General features: G+C 44.4%; 13 protein-coding genes. 8 read left to right on the plus strand and 5 right to left on the minus strand.

The genetic code is table 11. From position 1 onward, the window contains the following. The 4 genes from H6G96_RS34975 to H6G96_RS34990 form a co-directional block, all read right to left on the minus strand. Positions 1–169: response regulator transcription factor (locus H6G96_RS34975; RefSeq protein ID WP_190918343.1), on the minus strand; the 169-nt coding region annotated here is incomplete at its 3' end. Further along, positions 166–6930 carry a PAS domain S-box protein gene (locus H6G96_RS34980; protein WP_190918345.1) on the minus strand — a complete coding sequence of 2255 codons (6765 nt, stop codon included), beginning with the start codon at positions 6928–6930 and terminating at the stop codon, positions 166–168. The genes H6G96_RS34980 and H6G96_RS34975, both read right to left, overlap by 4 nt. Before the next feature lie 326 nt (positions 6931–7256). Continuing rightward, on the minus strand, positions 7257–8156 hold the full coding sequence (locus tag H6G96_RS34985) for a hypothetical protein (protein ID WP_190918348.1): 900 nt from the start codon (positions 8154–8156) through the stop codon (positions 7257–7259). Positions 8157–8200: 44 nt separating this feature from the next. Continuing rightward, positions 8201–8578, minus strand: a complete 378-nt coding sequence (locus H6G96_RS34990; RefSeq protein ID WP_190918351.1) for a helix-turn-helix transcriptional regulator — start codon at positions 8576–8578, stop codon at positions 8201–8203. A 236-nt stretch (positions 8579–8814) separates the two neighbouring features. On the opposite strand from H6G96_RS34990, the gene H6G96_RS34995 reads away from it, so the two are divergent. The 8 genes from H6G96_RS34995 to H6G96_RS35030 all read left to right on the plus strand — a co-directional run bounded on the left by H6G96_RS34995 (position 8815) and on the right by H6G96_RS35030 (position 15999). After that, positions 8815–9684 (plus strand): hypothetical protein, encoded by an 870-nt coding sequence (locus H6G96_RS34995; RefSeq protein WP_190918353.1) that lies wholly within the window; start codon positions 8815–8817, stop codon positions 9682–9684. Between the two features lie 125 nt (positions 9685–9809). Beyond that, entirely contained in the window at positions 9810–9989 is a 180-nt protein-coding gene (locus H6G96_RS35000) for a hypothetical protein (RefSeq protein WP_190918355.1), read from the plus strand. Positions 9990–10163: 174 nt separating this feature from the next. After that, entirely contained in the window at positions 10164–10745 is a 582-nt protein-coding gene (locus tag H6G96_RS35005; protein WP_190918397.1) for a hypothetical protein, read from the plus strand. 284 nt (positions 10746–11029) lie between these two features. Beyond that, complete coding sequence (locus H6G96_RS35010) at positions 11030–11233, plus strand: hypothetical protein (protein WP_190918358.1); 204 nt, start codon at positions 11030–11032, stop codon at positions 11231–11233. Then, positions 11230–11916, plus strand: a complete 687-nt coding sequence (locus H6G96_RS35015) for a hypothetical protein (RefSeq protein ID WP_190918360.1) — start codon at positions 11230–11232, stop codon at positions 11914–11916. The genes H6G96_RS35010 and H6G96_RS35015 overlap by 4 nt, the downstream gene beginning before the upstream one ends. 32 nt (positions 11917–11948) lie before the next feature. Continuing rightward, positions 11949–12875: a phage Gp37/Gp68 family protein gene (locus H6G96_RS35020; RefSeq protein ID WP_190918362.1), complete on the plus strand. Its 927-nt coding sequence runs from the start codon at positions 11949–11951 to the stop codon at positions 12873–12875. Positions 12876–12987: 112 nt separating this feature from the next. Continuing rightward, a complete protein-coding gene (locus tag H6G96_RS41875; protein WP_242063532.1) occupies positions 12988–14439 on the plus strand; it encodes a hypothetical protein in 1452 nt (483 codons plus the stop codon). 210 nt (positions 14440–14649) lie between these two features. After that, positions 14650–15999: a DnaB-like helicase C-terminal domain-containing protein gene (locus H6G96_RS35030; protein WP_190918365.1), complete on the plus strand. Its 1350-nt coding sequence runs from the start codon at positions 14650–14652 to the stop codon at positions 15997–15999. A gap of 15 nt (positions 16000–16014) precedes the next feature. Here the strand turns inward: H6G96_RS35030 and H6G96_RS35035 are convergent, their stop codons facing one another. Then, a complete protein-coding gene (locus H6G96_RS35035) occupies positions 16015–16419 on the minus strand; it encodes a hypothetical protein (protein WP_190918368.1) in 405 nt (134 codons plus the stop codon). Between the last annotated feature and the right edge of the window lie 19 nt (positions 16420–16438).

Genomic DNA, 16438 nt, shown 5'->3' on the forward strand with positions numbered 1-16438 from the left:
CCATTAGCGTTACATCTGGTTGGTGTTCCCTAAATAGAGCGATCGCTTGTTTCCCATTTTCGGCTTGGGCAATCACCTGCATATCTGGGTCACGGTTAATAATCGTGGCTAATCCTTGCCGAAAAATAGCATGATCGTCTGCAATCAGAACCCGAATGGCTTGGCTCATTGTGATGCCTCCCGATCGACGGTAACAATCATCTCTGTTCCTTCTCCAGGTTGACTCCGAATCGTGAGTTGTGCGCCGATGCGCTCTGCCCGTTCGCTCATACCGAGTAAGCCAAAACCCTCAGAGGCTGGAATACTCCCAACTCCAAAGCCCTGTCCATTGTCTCTCACGCACAAGCAAACCTGGTCGCGATCGTATACTAGCTCCACTCGAATTTCGTCAGCATTGGCGTGTCTAATCGCATTAGTCAATGCTTCCTGCCCCATCCGTAGTAGGTTATTCTCGACTTCAGTCGGTAGAGAATACACTGCACCCTCGATCTCATAATGTAGAGTGGTATCCATTGCGGCAGTTCTGATTTGAGCGACGAGACGGTGCAGAGCGCTCTGTAAACTGCCCGACTCCAAAAGCTGAGGACGAAGTGCGACGACCGATCGCCGCGCTTCAACCAGTCCAGTTCGCGCCAATTCTTTGATTAGGTCTAGGTGTGCCCCAGTTGCTTCTAAATCATCCGTTAGCACCTGTTTTGCGGCTCCTACCTGAGCCAAAATGCCTGTAAACGCCTGAGCGAGTGTGTCGTGAATTTCACGCGCCATGCGGTTGCGTTCTTCCAAAATCGAAGTTGCTTCTGCTCGCTTTTGCAGCGTAATATCTCGCGCCAACCAAATCACCTGATCGTGGTCGATTGGTGCAATACGAGCCGAAAACCAGATTTCTCGTCCAGCTATCCACTTGCTGCATTCAACTGTGAGTACTTGTTGGGTTCTCAGCACCTGCTGAATGTAACTCAGGTATTCATCAGCTTGTTCTTTGGCATAGAGTTGATGCAGTGTTTTACCAATATACTCCTCCTCATTCAACTCTCCATAGGATGGATTTCCTTTGATTGAGCCGAGCAATTGCCCTTCAGCACTGTAGACACACAGCGGATCGGGAATGGCTGAAAAGAGCGCTCGCAGTTCTGCTTCAGAGGCTCGCAATGCTGCTTCTGCCTGTTTGCGATCGCTAATATCCGCAGTCACCCCTTCAAGGTAGCCATCGTCTGCATTCAGATAAGCAGAGGAAAGTCCCCAGAACAATGTCCCATCTCGTTTTCGCATCTGAGTTTCAAAGTTTCGCACTTCCCCATCCCGCTTCATCGCCTCAATGGCTTTTTGGCGATCGCTGGGATTTACAAAATAGTCGATGGTGTGTTCCAGCCCAATGATTTCTTCTGGTGAATCAAAGCCAAGCAGATTGGCATAGCGTTGATTGGCATTGAGAATTAATCCATCCGAGAGGCGGGTTCGGTAGATGCCGACTTGCGAGTTTTCAAAGATTGCTCGGAACTTGGCTTCACTGCGTTGTAATGCCTCTTCTGCTTGCCTGCGCTGAGTGGTGTCATTGCCAACCGATAAGATTTCAACGACCTCTCCCTGGTCATTGAAGATGGCTTGATTCGACCAGGCCATCCAAACTCGCCGTCCGTCTCGACACAGGTTTTCACTCTCGCCTTGCGGGTACGATTGAGGATTACGAAGTAAATCGTGGACAAAGGGTTTGACATCCCGCCCAGAGGTTTCGATGTCTGGAATGATGGTTTCAAATAAGGTTCGCCCTACAATCTGATGTTCTTCATAGCCCAAGAATTTCACCCCATAATCGTTGATGTATCGAATTCGTCCTTGCGTGTCATAGCAAATGATGACTGAATTCGCGGTTTGTAGCAGGTTGCGATAATTCGCTTCACTTTGTCGTAACGCAGCAGTTCGTTCTGCAACCTGTTGCTCTAAAGTGCAGTTGTAGTCGGCTAGGAGTTTCTCGGCTTGTTTGCGCTCTGTAATGTCCTCAAAGGTAGCGATCGCATGAGTGATATTGCCCTGTTGATCAAAAACTGGTGTTCCCCGTGCCTCAAGTAGAATTGTCACATGATCTCGACGAATTTCTATATCTTCAGTCCTAATGTGTTCGCCCCTTAATGCCCGCACATTAGGCAAGCTCTCCGCTGGATAGATTTGATCCGTTCCCGCTACATAAAGCTGATAAGCCTCTGAGAGCTGCTCCGGTGCTATGGAAGTATCAGTTTCTTTACCCAGGAGTTGAGTGCCGCATTGGTTGGCATAGTAAGGGCAACCCGTCGCATCCACGATCGCAATTCCCACCGGAATCGCTTCAAGGAACTGGGCGATCTTGCTTTCCTTAGCCCGCAGTTCTGAGTAAAGGTTGGCATTTTCGATGGCAATCGCTGCTTGAGTCGATAATAGCTGCAAGACCTGCGCTCGCTCTGGTGTAAATACTCCAGCTGCTAACCGATTTTCTAAATACAATACACCAACTAGCTTGGCTTGATTCAGCAGCGGCAAACAGAAAATAGATTGAGGCTGGTTCTGTTGAATGTATGGCTCATTAATAAAAGCACCTTCATGAGTCGCATCATTTAAGGTGACAGGCTCCAGAGTCCGAATCACATATTGAATGATTGATTCTGGCAATTGATCGGCAATTGGAATAGACTGTAACACCTGAGTCGCACAAGCATTCTCATCGGTATTGAGTTCACAAGCCGCCTCAATCGACCATTCTCCTGAGTTTTCTAAAATCAGATATCCGGTTTGTGCGCCAGCATTCTCAATTAAAGTTTGCATCACTGATCGCAGCAATTGCTTCAGTTCAATTTCACGAGAAATCGCCTGTGAAGCTTTCATCACTGCTGCTAAATCGAAAGCGGCATGGAAGGGATTAGTGATAGTTTCAGCAGTAATAGGAATTGATGTGGAAGCGGCTCTAGACGACTGAGAAAAGAACTGTGGATAGCGAGTTTCTAAGTCTTTGACTTTAGCGGTTGCGCCCCAGCGATCGTAGCAATAGTGCGCCTCTTTCATATAAGTTTGAGCAATTTTTGACCGACCTCGCGCTAGATAGTGTTTAGCCGCTAATTCATAAGCTAATGCTTCTTCCTGGATATACTCATTTTCAGCAGCACCTGCGATCGCTCGTTCATAAAACTCCTCAGCCTCAAAAAATTGCCCTAAGACTCGCGCTTTTTCTGCCTCGACTAGATGAAATTTATGTAGATAATTCATTGGAGCATATTCTGCCCATTTCTGCATCTTTTCTTGGTTGGTGTTAACACAGTTTAGCCAAGCTACTTTTTGGGAGTTTGAAGCATCGAGCAATAGGCTCAAAAGCGCTAGAGAATGGTAGAAACAGAATACAGGTAAAAACTTTATTGCTGTCACTTCTTCAAAATGTTTCCTTGCCAAAATAGCAGTCTGTACAGCTTGATAATATTCTTCAAATAGATAACACAGTATAACTTTGTGCAGATATAGCATTTGAATTGCAATTCCATCTTTAACTGCAAGGGCGTGTGGTAATGCCTGCTCTTCATTACACACCCGACCAACTAAGCGACTGGGATTAAGAGACCTATCTAACAAATTAAGAATGGTCTGCCACACTATTGCAATCCAAGTCGAGGGATTTTCTCGTCTGATTTGTCCGCTCGCTTTGCTGTAGGTTGCCGTTTTTTGTTCCAATTGGGTGAGTTCCTCACCAACAAAAAACGAGCGACAACATGCATTATATAAAGCATAGCCAGCGAATTCAAAGTCTCCGGTTTCCACTCCGTTTTGATAAGTATCAACCAGAAATGGTATTACTTTCCTAAGATGTACCTTCCACTGCATGACATTTTCACTAAATATCTGTAATGCTTTAGCCTTGCCTTTTTTGGTATCCAATCGTTCTACCAAGCTTAGAGCCAATTGACCAAATTTATAGCCGAGTTCAATGTCTTGAACAACTCCACATAAAACAAATCCGTAGGCAGCATAACTCGGTGGTGACCAAGTAGCATTGCCGTAGTTGATTGATAAATTCACCATTTTGCAAGCAATCAGCATCATCAGTTCTGATGACACCGTATATGCAACACCCATGATATTCGCCAGGATATACATTGCTGCCAGCGGTTCTGGTGCGGTCATCTTTGGTAAATTAATTAAGTCTTCGATTTCTCGTCCAGTTAATAGTGCAGCCGTTGACTCCAATTCTTTTTGAACATCTAACTGACTTGGAGTTTCTAGTAAGTTTACTTCCAAGAGCTTTAACACTTCCAATCCAATTTTAAGTGCTTCTTTCAGGTTGCCCTGTGACAAATATCTTTGAATTCTGCTATCGTAAACCTGCACTTTGTCAACCACTGTCTTAGCGCGATCAAGTACCACTTCTACGAATTGTTCCATCTCATCAAAGCGACCCTGGAGATACGCCGCTTCTACTGCTTGTGAGTACAGCGCTAAGGTGAGGTCATACTCACTGAGCCAACTCTCTGAATTGAGGAGTTTAAGCCCTGTAGTGAAATACTTAAAAGCTGCTTCATAAGCCGTTGCTGCCTCTGCTTTCTGACCTGCCATTAAATTCAATCTGGCAATTTCAGTTCGTTCTGATCGAGCAGTGACTAGCTCAAGTCCTTGATTGAGATGATCGATAATTTCAAACAACCGCTCGGATCGTTGCTGGAGTGAAGTTTTTTCGAGCAAATTGCCACCGATTTGGAGATGAACAACCTGTTTCTGCGATTCATCAATCAAAGCATAAGCCGCTTGCTGAACGCGATCGTGTGAAAACGTATACTCTTGAACCAACAAGTCTTCGTCCAAGTCAGACAAAGGTTGAATTAATCCCGCTTGTATTGCTTCTAATAAATCTTGAAAAATTGCTTTCGGTGATTTTTCGCAAACGATCGCTAACGTTTCTAAATCAAATTCAGCTCCAACACAAGCGGCTAAACAAAGAATTCGCCGTGTTTCATTTGGCAATTTCTTCAACTGGATCAGTAGCAACTCCACCACATTATCGGTAATATTTTGGGCTTGAATTTGAGCAATATCCCACTGCCAGCTTAACTGTTTCGCATTAAAGATTAACAGATTTTCGCTATACAGCATTCGCAAAAATTCACCTACAAAGAAAGGGTTGCCTTCGGTTTTACGTAACACTAATTGGGCTAAAGAACGAACGGTGTCAATATTGCGACCTAGCGTCTCGGCAATCAGTTGACTCAAGGGTTCAAGCGTTAAGGGTGCTAAGGTAATCTCCTGAAGTACTGCCCCTTGGTTTCGTAGTTCTAAGAGCGTTAATACTAGTGGATGCGTTGGATGCACTTCCGAGTCTCGGTAGGCTCCAATCAAAAATAGATATTGGGTTTGCTCATCAAGCAGCATCAGCTCGATTAACTTCAGTGTTGCTGAGTCTATCCACTGCAAATCATCTAAAAAGATAACAAGCGGGTGTGACTTTGAACAAAACACCCGTACAAACTTCTGAAAAATTAGATTAAAGCGATTTTGAGCTTGAGTTGCACCAACTTCCGCTACGGGTGGCTGCTTGCCAATAATTAACTCAACTTCCGGAATGACATCAATGATGATTTGTGCGTTGTTTCCCAAAGCTGTAAGTATGAGCGATCGCCACTGTTGCACTTGTTCGTCTGGTTCACTGAGCAATTGCTGCACTAATTTTTGCAGAGCATCTGCGATCGCACTGTAGGGAATATTGCGCTGAAATTGATCGAATTTACCAGAGATAAAATAACCGCGCTTTTGGGTAATTGGTTTATAGATTTCCTGCACTAACGCAGACTTCCCAATGCCAGCATAGCCAGATACCAACATCATTTCGACTTGGAATTTTGGATTGCCCGTTTGTTCCCTTTGTAAAGTCGTTTCTGAATTGTTTGGTAAAGCCGCGACGCAATTTGACTCTGGACACGCTATGCGATTGTCCTTCCCTGCGGGAGGCTGCGCCAACGGACACGCTACACGATCAAACGCCGCCAGTAACATTGCAACTTCCTTGTCCCGTCCATACAGTTTTTGGGGAATTTGAAACTGACCCGAAGCGTCTTGAAGCCCAAGTTGAATGCTAGAGATTTGACCGATTTCTTCTAATTGTTGAACACAGATTTCTAAATCCGCTTTGATTCCCCAGGCACTTTGATAGCGATTTTCAGCATTTTTCGCCATCAGTTTGAGAATGATATCTGAAACTGGCTTGGGAATCGTTGTATTTATTTCATGAGGCGGAACAGTCTGTTTAGCTATATGACAATGGACTAGCTCCAGCACGTCTGTGGTGGGAAATGGTAGTTGTCCAGTGAGTAGTTCGTAGAAGGTCACGCCTAGCGAGTAGAAATCGGTGCGATAGTCGAGCATCCGGTTCATCCGCCCGGTTTGTTCTGGCGACAGATAGGCAAGCGTGCCTTCTAACACATGGGGACTTTTGAACCTCGGATTGGTGCGGTTAAATTGGGTCGCAATCCCAAAATCAATAATTTTGACAACGCCAGTATCCAGATTAAAGACTATGTTTCCAGGGTTGATATCTTTATGAATTACATTGGCCGCATGGATTCTGCCCAGAATATCGCAAACTGCGATCGCCACATCTAGAAAAGTGGATAAAGGCATCGGGCAGAATATATCTGGGCGCTTGTGCATCCATTGCTCTAGGGACTCTCCCCCAAAATCTTCTAAGATAATCACCAGAGTGCGTTGATAGTCCTGCTGGCTGTATGCTTTGACAACTCCTTCCAATTTTAGGGAACGGGTAATTTTATATTCCTGTCTGTAGCGGGTTAGTTCTTGTGGAGAAGGATAATCAAGCTTGAGCATTTTTACGATGAGCACTACTCCATCATCTCTGATGCCCCGGTACACTAGAGAATTGGAACTTTCGTATATTTTGTTTTGGATAGCAATACCAGGCAGAGTGATCATAGAGCAACTCTTGAGAGGATAATCTGGTACACCTCAAACTATACAGTAATCCAGCTATCTAGATTTTTCATTTTCTGAAATCCTATTTGGTTTTGTTCATTTCTAGCCAGTTATAGAGTGGGAACTGAACTCTGTTGAGCGCTGTATCAATTATGTAGAGCGTTTCTACAGCACTCGTTTGACAACTGGCATAGCACGGGACATCAGTTGCGGAAAGTTTTGCCACATCCCTCGTACAACTTCTTGACTGTCCCGTTATGGTGATATATCCATTGAAACTGCAACCTAAAGACATTAGATGCCAATTTGCCAAAATTGTTCAGGAGTTATTTTATCTCGTATTCAGACTCCAGAAGATTCAACAATTTCTCTTCTACAGCCGTTAAATAAGGTCGATTCAGCTTACCTAACGACTGCAACAGACTTTTGACTGTCTCCTCCAGCGAATCGGAATACACCTGATTAATGCGATCGCAAATCACCCGCATCTGCTCACACTCGGCAGGCAGGTAATTGTAAGATTTAAGGTGCTGCAAAGCAACCGTGTACTCGCTATCCCACATTTTCACAGTGCAGCTAAAATCATTCACTTGGCTTACGATGCCCCAGCAGCCACCTTTACCCCTGAGTTCGGAGTTGTCTTTTGCAAGGATTTGGCAGACTTCACTGATTTGGTACGTATTGGGTACTTGGGTTCTCTCTATGATGCGTTGCACAACATCTTTGACGATTCTACCAGTGGGCACTTTCCCGCCAGCAAGTTCTACTGCTCTTAGCCACACTTCTTGCTGTTCCTGGGGTTCAAGCTTGGTTATGGGTCGAACTTGGCGTTCGCTTGTTGGCAAAATGTGATCCATTGGATCACATTTCTCAAGCAAATTATCAAAAACAACAGCCGCATCCATTAAAAGATAAGACTGGCGACGGCTATGCCCAAAGCGATCACGGCAATAATCTTCAAATGTTTTATGCGTAGAGCGATAAAGCCGTCTGTTCCTCAATTCCGTCAGCGCTTTCCCCGCCTCAAAAAACGCCCGTTCCACCTTTCGCTCTAAATTTAGGCGATCGCGAATCTCCTGCTCGGTTAATTCTGGAACTTCAACAGCAGGAACATCAATGATTGCTGAAGCTGGATTTTCTGAAGGGGCGATGTCTGAGTTGAGCAATCCTGGATCGAGTGATCTGGCAGAGGTGGTCTTTTTACGCTTACGGAGTGGGGTGTCCATTTATCCACTTCTTCTAGCTCAAGTATGCTCAGGGGGAAAAATACTTATGATGCCTCCTTATTAGACGTTAACCATACTACCTGAGTATTAGTTTTAGCTGATTTACCAGAACTAGGTAATTGCTCATTCTCGGCTTTTTCTACTGCTGTTGACTGAATTTTAGCAGTCGTAGGATCACCATCATGATCAAAAGTATAGTCAAACAAATCTCCCGGTGTAATGACGCGGTTATCACCTGTAGCTTGATATGCCTTCGTCAAACCGTTGCATAAACTGTTTAAAACTCTCCCACTGATCTGTTCAATCTCATCGGCATTTTTTAGTTTTGAGATAGAGGTTGGGTGAATACCCGAAAGTTCAGCAAGCTCCTTGTTGCTGATTTTTTTTTCTGCCATTAATATCCTAAGCCGCCAACGAATCATTTTTTGAGAGTCTTTTATTCTTGTCCTTACTCTCATAGTTTCCTCCACTAATGCTTTTATAGCTAGCTTGCTTTTTACTTAAAGTGATTCATTTTAATATAGCAAGGAAAGTAATTAATATGCAAGCTTGACATTAATATAGCGACCTTGCTATATTAATAGTTAGCAAAAGGCGATCACCCCTCTCTCGCAAATTGGAAGCGATCGCCTTTTGAACCTTTACAGGAATCTATATCATGACATATCCCAAATACACACAGCAAGCCCTCTGCCGCTACACCCTCCCCCGCCTCAAAAGAATTGCCACCGAACTCGGCGTTACACCCACCGGGGACAAAAGAGGGGCTGAAACCTGGGTAAACGCAATCATCGCCCACCAATCCACCAAGCTTCAGAAAGTTGACAACCAAGCCCTCGCTCAAGCCGAACTCGACGACTACATCGCACACCAAGCCCAAGTCGTAGCTCCTGAACCCCTCACAATAGTCGAAATCTCGTTTGACCATCATGAATATTACGCTGGTGATGAACTGATAGCCAGCATCAGCCATGACGACAACCACTTAACGCAACGCTGGGTAGTAATGGTCAACAGTAAAGAAGTATTTCGTGCCAACACCCTAATGCGTTGCGATCGCTTCATCTGCACTCACTACAAAGATGGTTCATTACCTGTGCAGGAAGAAGCAACGGGGCAGGGAGCAGGGAGCAAGGGAGAAGAAATTTCCCCCCTGCACCCCGCACCCTGCTCCTTGTCCTCTTCTACGACCGAAAACCAAATCATGGCGCATATCTTCAACGAGTGCCAGAATTATGGGTTTGAAGTTCTCGATGATGGCATTTACAACAACAAGGGCGTGAAACTGGGGCAAGTCGGATGCACTAACGGGAACTGGTGGGTGAAGAGGCGTTATTCAGTTCAGCAGCAGTATTCTAACTCGGTGCTTGATGCTGTGCGCTCATTGTCGATAGTGGATACGTCACTGGCTGAACCAGTTCACAAATACTTGCAATCCCGACCCTTAGAGCAACTGACTACTGAGGAATTACAGCAGCTTTTCAACCATGAAGTGCGATCGCAAGTTCAAGAATTAGTCACAGTGTAAAGCCTCATGTGGGCAGCAGTGAAAATTGCTGCTCACTTTTAGGTATTTTTTGGGCGTTCTTCTTCAAACACACCCAAACCTCAACTCTATTACTTGCTGAAAAACATATTAGTCAAGGAATCAGCATGAGTTTATCTTTAAACCAAAGCGCTTTAATCGAGTCTCCATCTTTGAGGACATCTGCATTAGATGGGTTGGATGATTCTCGCTCTCAACAAGTATTGAACAAAGCTAGAGCTATTGTGTTTGCTGTTTGGAATGGCGAGGGCTGGGCAACTGTTGAACAGTTAGCTCAGTACTTTTAATGTTCTATACAGGGGATTAAGCATATATACGAGAGAAACAGCAAAGAATTTCGGGCTAATGAAACCAGAAAACTTACTGGAAAGGACTTAGCTGATGTTCGCTCCAAACTGGAGCTAGCATCTCGAACAGCACAAGCTAGAGTATTTTCACCTTTGGGGACACTCCGCATTGCAATGCTACTAACTGAGTCTGAGATAGCAGCGCAAGTCAGAACCATCATTTTAGATTTGATTGTAGCTGTACCAAATATCACACCACCAGTCCAGCCCCCTGCACCAGCCCTCCCTCCAGTTGAGCAACGGCTAGATACTTTTGTTAAAGCAATGAAGACTTTAGCCGAACTCACAGGTGGCAGACTCAACCCATACATGGAACAAAATTGCAAAGACTTCGCCGCCAATCTGATAGCTGACTACAACAGACAGTCCCTAACCAGCACACAAGAAAAGTGGCTTGGCGTGGTCAACTTTGCAGAAAGCGAACTTGGAAAGAAAGTTCCCCTGAGCGGCGCTCACTACCGGGGACACTTAGGTACATGGGTGAGAACATTTTACCCACAATTAGGCGATCGCCAAGAAACGCGATTGGTTAACGGTGTGCAACAGCCCATCTATGTCTACGCTTGCCACGAGCCGACTGTTGCGGCTGGGTTGACCAAAGCTGTAGAAGAATTCTTCGCTCATCCCAGCCCTGGAGCAGCGTTAAGGCAGGCGGGGGCTTTCACTAGCAAAAAAGAACCAGCGCTGGCCAAATAGAAAGCGAACGCTTCCACCACAGAAACGTTCGCTAATTTAAAGATGGAAGTTTTGCTAAAGCATCAAATATCACCAATAACATTAAAAGCTTCTCTTTCACGTAGTCAAGCAACTACCAAACTTCTGACATGATCCGTTACAAAGATGACTGCTCTAGCAAATAATACACATCTCAATAAAGTGTTGTAACTTCAAGGTTTCTAACAATCAAAATAAAAAGCGATTGCCGCTCAATAAGTAACAATCGCCACACAAAAATACTCCTTACTTTCAGGATAACGGATATGAAAGTCATCGTTACATTAGTTGAAAAAATCACATCATCAGCTCACATTGATATTCCCGATGGGTTATCAAACTCAGCAATTAAACAGCATATAACAGACCGCTATAACAATGGAGAAATGCAAGCAGATTTGAATATTTACCAAGTAGATTTTGAATCAATCAGCGCTCTTGTTGTCAAACAAACGGGAGAGAGTTTATGACTGTTGCACAACTACTGACACCACAACCATACTCTCCTAAATCTACAGTAGAAGCTGTTAGTAAGCATCCATTGAACTTTTACGAGTCTCCTTCATGGTTTACTACGGAATTACTACGCCATGTGAGATTGTCTGGTGTCATTGGTGAGCCATGTGTTGGACATGGGGCGATCGCATCATTGCTATCGGTGTGGCCTTACACCAAGCAAATGTGGACAAACAATATTGATCCACATAAAGCGGCTGATTACCATCTGGATGCAACATTATCCAAGTCATGGGATTCTTTGCCAGAGTGCGATTGGATCTGCACTAATCCACCATACTCGGAATTTGCTGCACTAATTATCAAAAATGCCTACCAAAAAGCGCGTATCGGTGTAGCCGCATTCCTTCTGACCAGCTTTCTCGAACCCTGTGATGACCGGGCTGATTTCTTACAGCAGCACCCGCCGTCACTTGTACTGATTCTGCCTCGTTTTTGTTTTCGCAAGGACAAGAAAGGTAAACGCTGGGCGACAGATAATATCACCATCTCATGCTTTGTTTGGGATAAGCGCACTACAGAGCAACGAATTATTATCCGTCCAGCCAATCAAATTGTTGGCTTTTATAAGACACCAGATAAGGCAATTAGTAAAGAGTCGGCAATATCCATTGTGAATGAAATCGCACTTTGGTGAGATTAGTACCTACTACAAGAATTTTTTTAATTATGTCAACAAACATTGAATGGGCAGATGAAACAATTAATCCGATTGTGGGATGCTCTCGAATTTCGCCAGGTTGCCAAAAATGTTATGCAGCTACAGCAGCCGCATCCCCACGGCTTCAACAATTCCCCCAGTATCAAGTTGTTAGTATTTGGGATGGCACAGTTGAATTTGTCAAATCTCAACTTATTAAACCATTGTATTGGAAAAAGCCGAAGAGAATTTTTGTATGCTCAATGGCTGATTTGTTTCACGCCAATGTCCCTGATGAATGGATTCATCAAGTAATGGCTGTTGCTGCTCTTTCACCTCAGCATACTTTTCAAATCTTGACTAAGCGACCAGAAAGAATGAATGAGTACTTTAGTCAACAATCACTATGGGTCAAGTGGTATGAAGCAGCCAAGGAAAATTTCTGGGACGCTGTTAGTGAGAAATTTAGAGGATTAATTAATCTCCAACAATATTTTATTGATCAACCATTCCCCCTACCAAATGTGTGGTTAGGAGCTTCCACTGAGAATCAACAGATGGCGAACGAACGCATTCCAATTCTCTTGCAAATTCCCTGTTCTCTTCGGTTTTTATCTTGTGAGCCACTGCTTGAAGAAATTGATTTGAGGCAAGGAGGAGCAATTCAAAAATTAATCAGTGATTCTTACGAATGGGAATTAGTAAATGAAGATATCCAATGGATTGTTGTTGGTGGTGAATCTGGCCCCAATTCCAGACCATGCCACATCGAATGGCTCGAATCAATTGTCCAACAATGCCAACAATCGAAAACTAGAGTATTCGTCAAACAGTTGGGGGCGAATGCGAGATTTGGGGGACAGCAATTTAAAACTCGTAACAAGAAAGGGGGAGACATTGAAGAGTTTCCTGAACATCTCAGAATCAGGCAATTTCCTCTACCTATAAATGACTAAAGCAAAAACCCCGCAAGGAGTGTACGGGGAGAAGATGGATTAATAAATTTTGAGGAATGGACATTATAACTATGAGTCTAGCAGATAACTTGATTTTTGGAGGTCTGGAAAGATGAATTGGCTAACTGATCAAGATAGCTTTCTAGCCTGGGAAGCCCGTTCAAGAGACACAATTGAGGTCAAACGCTGTTACGTGGACGTGGCTGGTGGCGACTTAATCGCCGGAATTTTACTTAGTCAGATCATCTACTGGCATTTACCGGATCATGAAGGACAGCCCCGGCTCAAAATCGAGCGCGATGGTTCCAAATGGTTAGCTAAAAAGCGTGAGGATTGGTGGAAAGAGTGCAGAGTCACACCCAAACAATTCGATACAGGCATCAAACTGTTAGAGTCCAAAAATCTAATTGTGACTGCGCTTTACAAATTTGGTAACAGTCCAACTAAACATATCCGAATCGACTGGGAGAATTTTCTTGAACTACTAAATCTTGTAGTTCAAACTCCATCATTAGCTCCTGAACATATCAAAACACAAGTAGCTTCTGGTTCTGACGAAAAGGTGAATTTCCGAAAAGGTGAAAATGGAATTGCCGAAAAAGTGAAAATAGAATTGCCGAAAAGGTTAAATTCCAATTGCCGAAAAGGTGAAAATGATCTAATAGATACAGAGATTACTTCAAAGATTACTTCAGAGATTACACACAATGCGCCCCTGGCTTCGCCACCCGCGCCCCCCACCCAAGAGTGTGTGTGTGAAAAAGAAGAACTTGATTTAACAACGGAAGGAATTGAACTCGAAGAACCAACCCCACAACAACCCACTTCCTTGTCAAAAAATTCCGAGTCTTTGCAACAAACCGATAACCCCTCAAGAGGATCAACTATTGCGGGGGAGTCGTTCGACAAATCCGAACAATCGAATAAGCTGCAACTAACCTGTCCCTACAAGACAGCCCGGAACGTGAAAGAACTGATCGATGCCTGGCTAACAGACCCGACTGCGATGAGTGATGATTGTGTGCCCCTGCTTGTTAGAGACTCAATCAAGTGGAATCGCTGGGTTTTACCTTGGCGCAATGGAGAGCGAAAGCTAAATAACCTCTACCAGAACTTCAACCCGATAGTCGTGGACTTCCTGGCACAAGAATTAGCCACTAAATCGAAACGCTCCGCACGACAGGAAATAGATCATGCGATCGCAGTCATGAACACCTGGGAGAAAACCAAGGGTGGGTGGACGAACCTGATGCAGCGCTATAACCAAGCATTGCAAATAAAAAAACAGCCCCTACCTCAACAGCACACTGCTTTGGCTCACAAAGCAAACAACGCCACTAGCACCACGCTTGAAGATGCGTTGGCACAAGACCAAATGCGCCGTACTCTTGAGCAATCAAAGCGAGTTCCATCCAATGAGTATCAACATAGCCCACAAATGCTGGAGCTAAAAGCAAAACTTCAAGCCGCAGCCAACGCTCCAAAAGTTCCGAGCAACACCAGACCATCTTCCACGAATTTACGAGAAGTTGAAGCGCAGTTAAAATTAGCACTAAGAGCCTAATCTAGCAATTCGCAATTCGCAATTCGCAATTCGCAATTGTGAAAGCAATTTAATCATTCGGGATACAAGGCACAAATTTTAATTATGAAAGAAAACGAAACTCAACTTTATAGCAATTCGCTAAAAGAATGAAACAAATGCAAAACCTAAAAACCTTGCTAAATCTAAGTTTTTTAATTGCGAATTGCGAATTGCGAATTGGAGATAATTATGCACCCTAATCAAGACAACGTGGTTTCTTTCCATCCTGACAGGTCACTTGACAACTTACCTCCACAAAATATCGAAGCTGAAGAAGCGATTTTGGGCGGGATTATGCTCGACCCAGAAGCAATAACCAGAGTCAGCGATCGCTTGAGCGTTGAAGCCTTTTACATCAGTGCCCACTCATACATTTATCAAGCTGCCACAACGCTTCACGCTTTGTTTCAACCCACAGATTTACTAAGCGTCACCGCTTGGTTGGCTGACCACAATCTGCTCAATCGCGTTGGTGGCAGAAACAAGTTAGCGACTCTGGTAGACCGCACTGTATCAGCCGTCAACATCGATGCTTTGGCTGATTTGGTGATGGAGAAATACCGACGACGGCAGCTAATCAAAGTGGGCAATGAAATTGTCCAACTCGGTTACGAGACGCAAACTGAACTACCACTTGTCCTTGGGGAAGCTGAGGCGAAAGTTTTTGGCGTTACCCAAAATCAAAGCGATGAACGTTGCAAGGTTTTCTCAGCACAAGACATGGGCATTGAACTTTTTCAAAAGCTGGAGATGGGGAATATGGCAGGCGACAAAGTTGGTTGGTATGATGTCGAAAATATCACCGGGGGAATTTATCCAAGCAGCTTGGTTATAGTAGCAGCTGAGTCCCACATGGGCAAAACTCACTTCATGATTTCTTACGCTTACGAAATCATGACCAAACTTGGAAAGCCAGTTCTGTACGTTACTCCAGAAATGGACAAGAATCAACTCAATGCCCGAATGCTAGCCCGAATCACAGGCGTAGATGCTTCTATGATTCAAACCAATACGCAATGCTATTGGGAGCAAATAGCACAAGGCATAGGACAGATGGTGGAACTGCCTTGGAAAGTCTATGAGCATTCCTCCCCTACAACCACAATGATTGCTTCTGCTGTGCGTCGTGCTATTGCCGAATTTGGTGGTTCTATTGGTGCTGTGTTTATTGATTACTTGCAGCAGATTCCAGTAGAGTCCGGCGGGAACATGGCCTTTGAAGTCGGCAAGATTACCCGTCAGATTCGGGACATTGCCAAGTCTCACAAAATCCCTGTTTTCTTGGGTTGTCAAATCAATCGGGGCAATCAAACTACGGCTGATAAACGCCCGAACCGTCATTTACTTCGCAACTCTGGCGAAATCTTTGAGGTTTGTGACCAGTTAATCATGCTTTACCGCGATGCTGTTTACACAAAAGACTCAAGCGATCGCACTATCGAGTTAATTGTTGAGAAAAACCGCCTTTACGGTAAGCTCGGCACTGCGACCATGTTGTGCGATTTATCCACATCAAAATTTTTGAACTTGGCGAGGTAAACGGGATGGAGCTAATTAATTTGGTGTGCTACTGCCACCATTTCGGTCACGTAAATACTCCCAAATTCTGCGGATTTCTTCTTGAAAAGCAAGGCGATCACGCTCTGCTTGAAGCAAGGAAGCAAGCAAAACTTCTCGATCGCGGTCAGCTTGAAGTTCAACTTCTCTTATGGTTTGACGGTCGCGTTCAGCATCTCTTTGAGCAGCGCGTAATCCTTCCTGATGGAGGCGCGCAATGTCAGCCAGTTCCCTAATGGTACGCTCTAACCTTGCAATCGTTTGGGAATTTCCCCGTGTTTCCCGCCTGTTAGCATTTTGTACTGTCCTCAACAAATCCAGTTCGTCACCTATCTCTTCTAAACGAGTATCAATATTATCAAACCTTGCACTGATATCTTCCGGTGGAAAAGCGTTTGTCATAATCCCTCCTTTCTCTTTC

It is taken from the genome of Nostoc sp. FACHB-892, assembly GCF_014698795.1.
In the GTDB taxonomy this organism is placed as follows: domain Bacteria; phylum Cyanobacteriota; class Cyanobacteriia; order Cyanobacteriales; family Nostocaceae; genus Nostoc.

What these genes read in the sequence shown, in the direction of transcription:
- H6G96_RS35035 (WP_190918368.1), bottom strand. Translation starts at nt 16,419, where the DNA reads ATGACAAACGCTTTTCCACCGGAAGATATCAGTGCAAGGTTTGATAAT.
- H6G96_RS35030 (WP_190918365.1), top strand. Translation starts at nt 14,650, where the DNA reads ATGCACCCTAATCAAGACAACGTGGTTTCTTTCCATCCTGACAGGTCA.
- H6G96_RS35005 (WP_190918397.1), top strand. Translation starts at nt 10,164, where the DNA reads ATGCTACTAACTGAGTCTGAGATAGCAGCGCAAGTCAGAACCATCATT.
- H6G96_RS35010 (WP_190918358.1), top strand. Translation starts at nt 11,030, where the DNA reads ATGAAAGTCATCGTTACATTAGTTGAAAAAATCACATCATCAGCTCAC.
- H6G96_RS34990 (WP_190918351.1), bottom strand. Translation starts at nt 8,578, where the DNA reads ATGATTCGTTGGCGGCTTAGGATATTAATGGCAGAAAAAAAAATCAGC.
- H6G96_RS34985 (WP_190918348.1), bottom strand. Translation starts at nt 8,156, where the DNA reads ATGGACACCCCACTCCGTAAGCGTAAAAAGACCACCTCTGCCAGATCA.
- H6G96_RS35015 (WP_190918360.1), top strand. Translation starts at nt 11,230, where the DNA reads ATGACTGTTGCACAACTACTGACACCACAACCATACTCTCCTAAATCT.
- H6G96_RS35020 (WP_190918362.1), top strand. Translation starts at nt 11,949, where the DNA reads ATGTCAACAAACATTGAATGGGCAGATGAAACAATTAATCCGATTGTG.
- H6G96_RS35000 (WP_190918355.1), top strand. Translation starts at nt 9,810, where the DNA reads ATGAGTTTATCTTTAAACCAAAGCGCTTTAATCGAGTCTCCATCTTTG.
- H6G96_RS34980 (WP_190918345.1), bottom strand. Translation starts at nt 6,930, where the DNA reads ATGATCACTCTGCCTGGTATTGCTATCCAAAACAAAATATACGAAAGT.
- H6G96_RS41875 (WP_242063532.1), top strand. Translation starts at nt 12,988, where the DNA reads ATGAATTGGCTAACTGATCAAGATAGCTTTCTAGCCTGGGAAGCCCGT.
- H6G96_RS34995 (WP_190918353.1), top strand. Translation starts at nt 8,815, where the DNA reads ATGACATATCCCAAATACACACAGCAAGCCCTCTGCCGCTACACCCTC.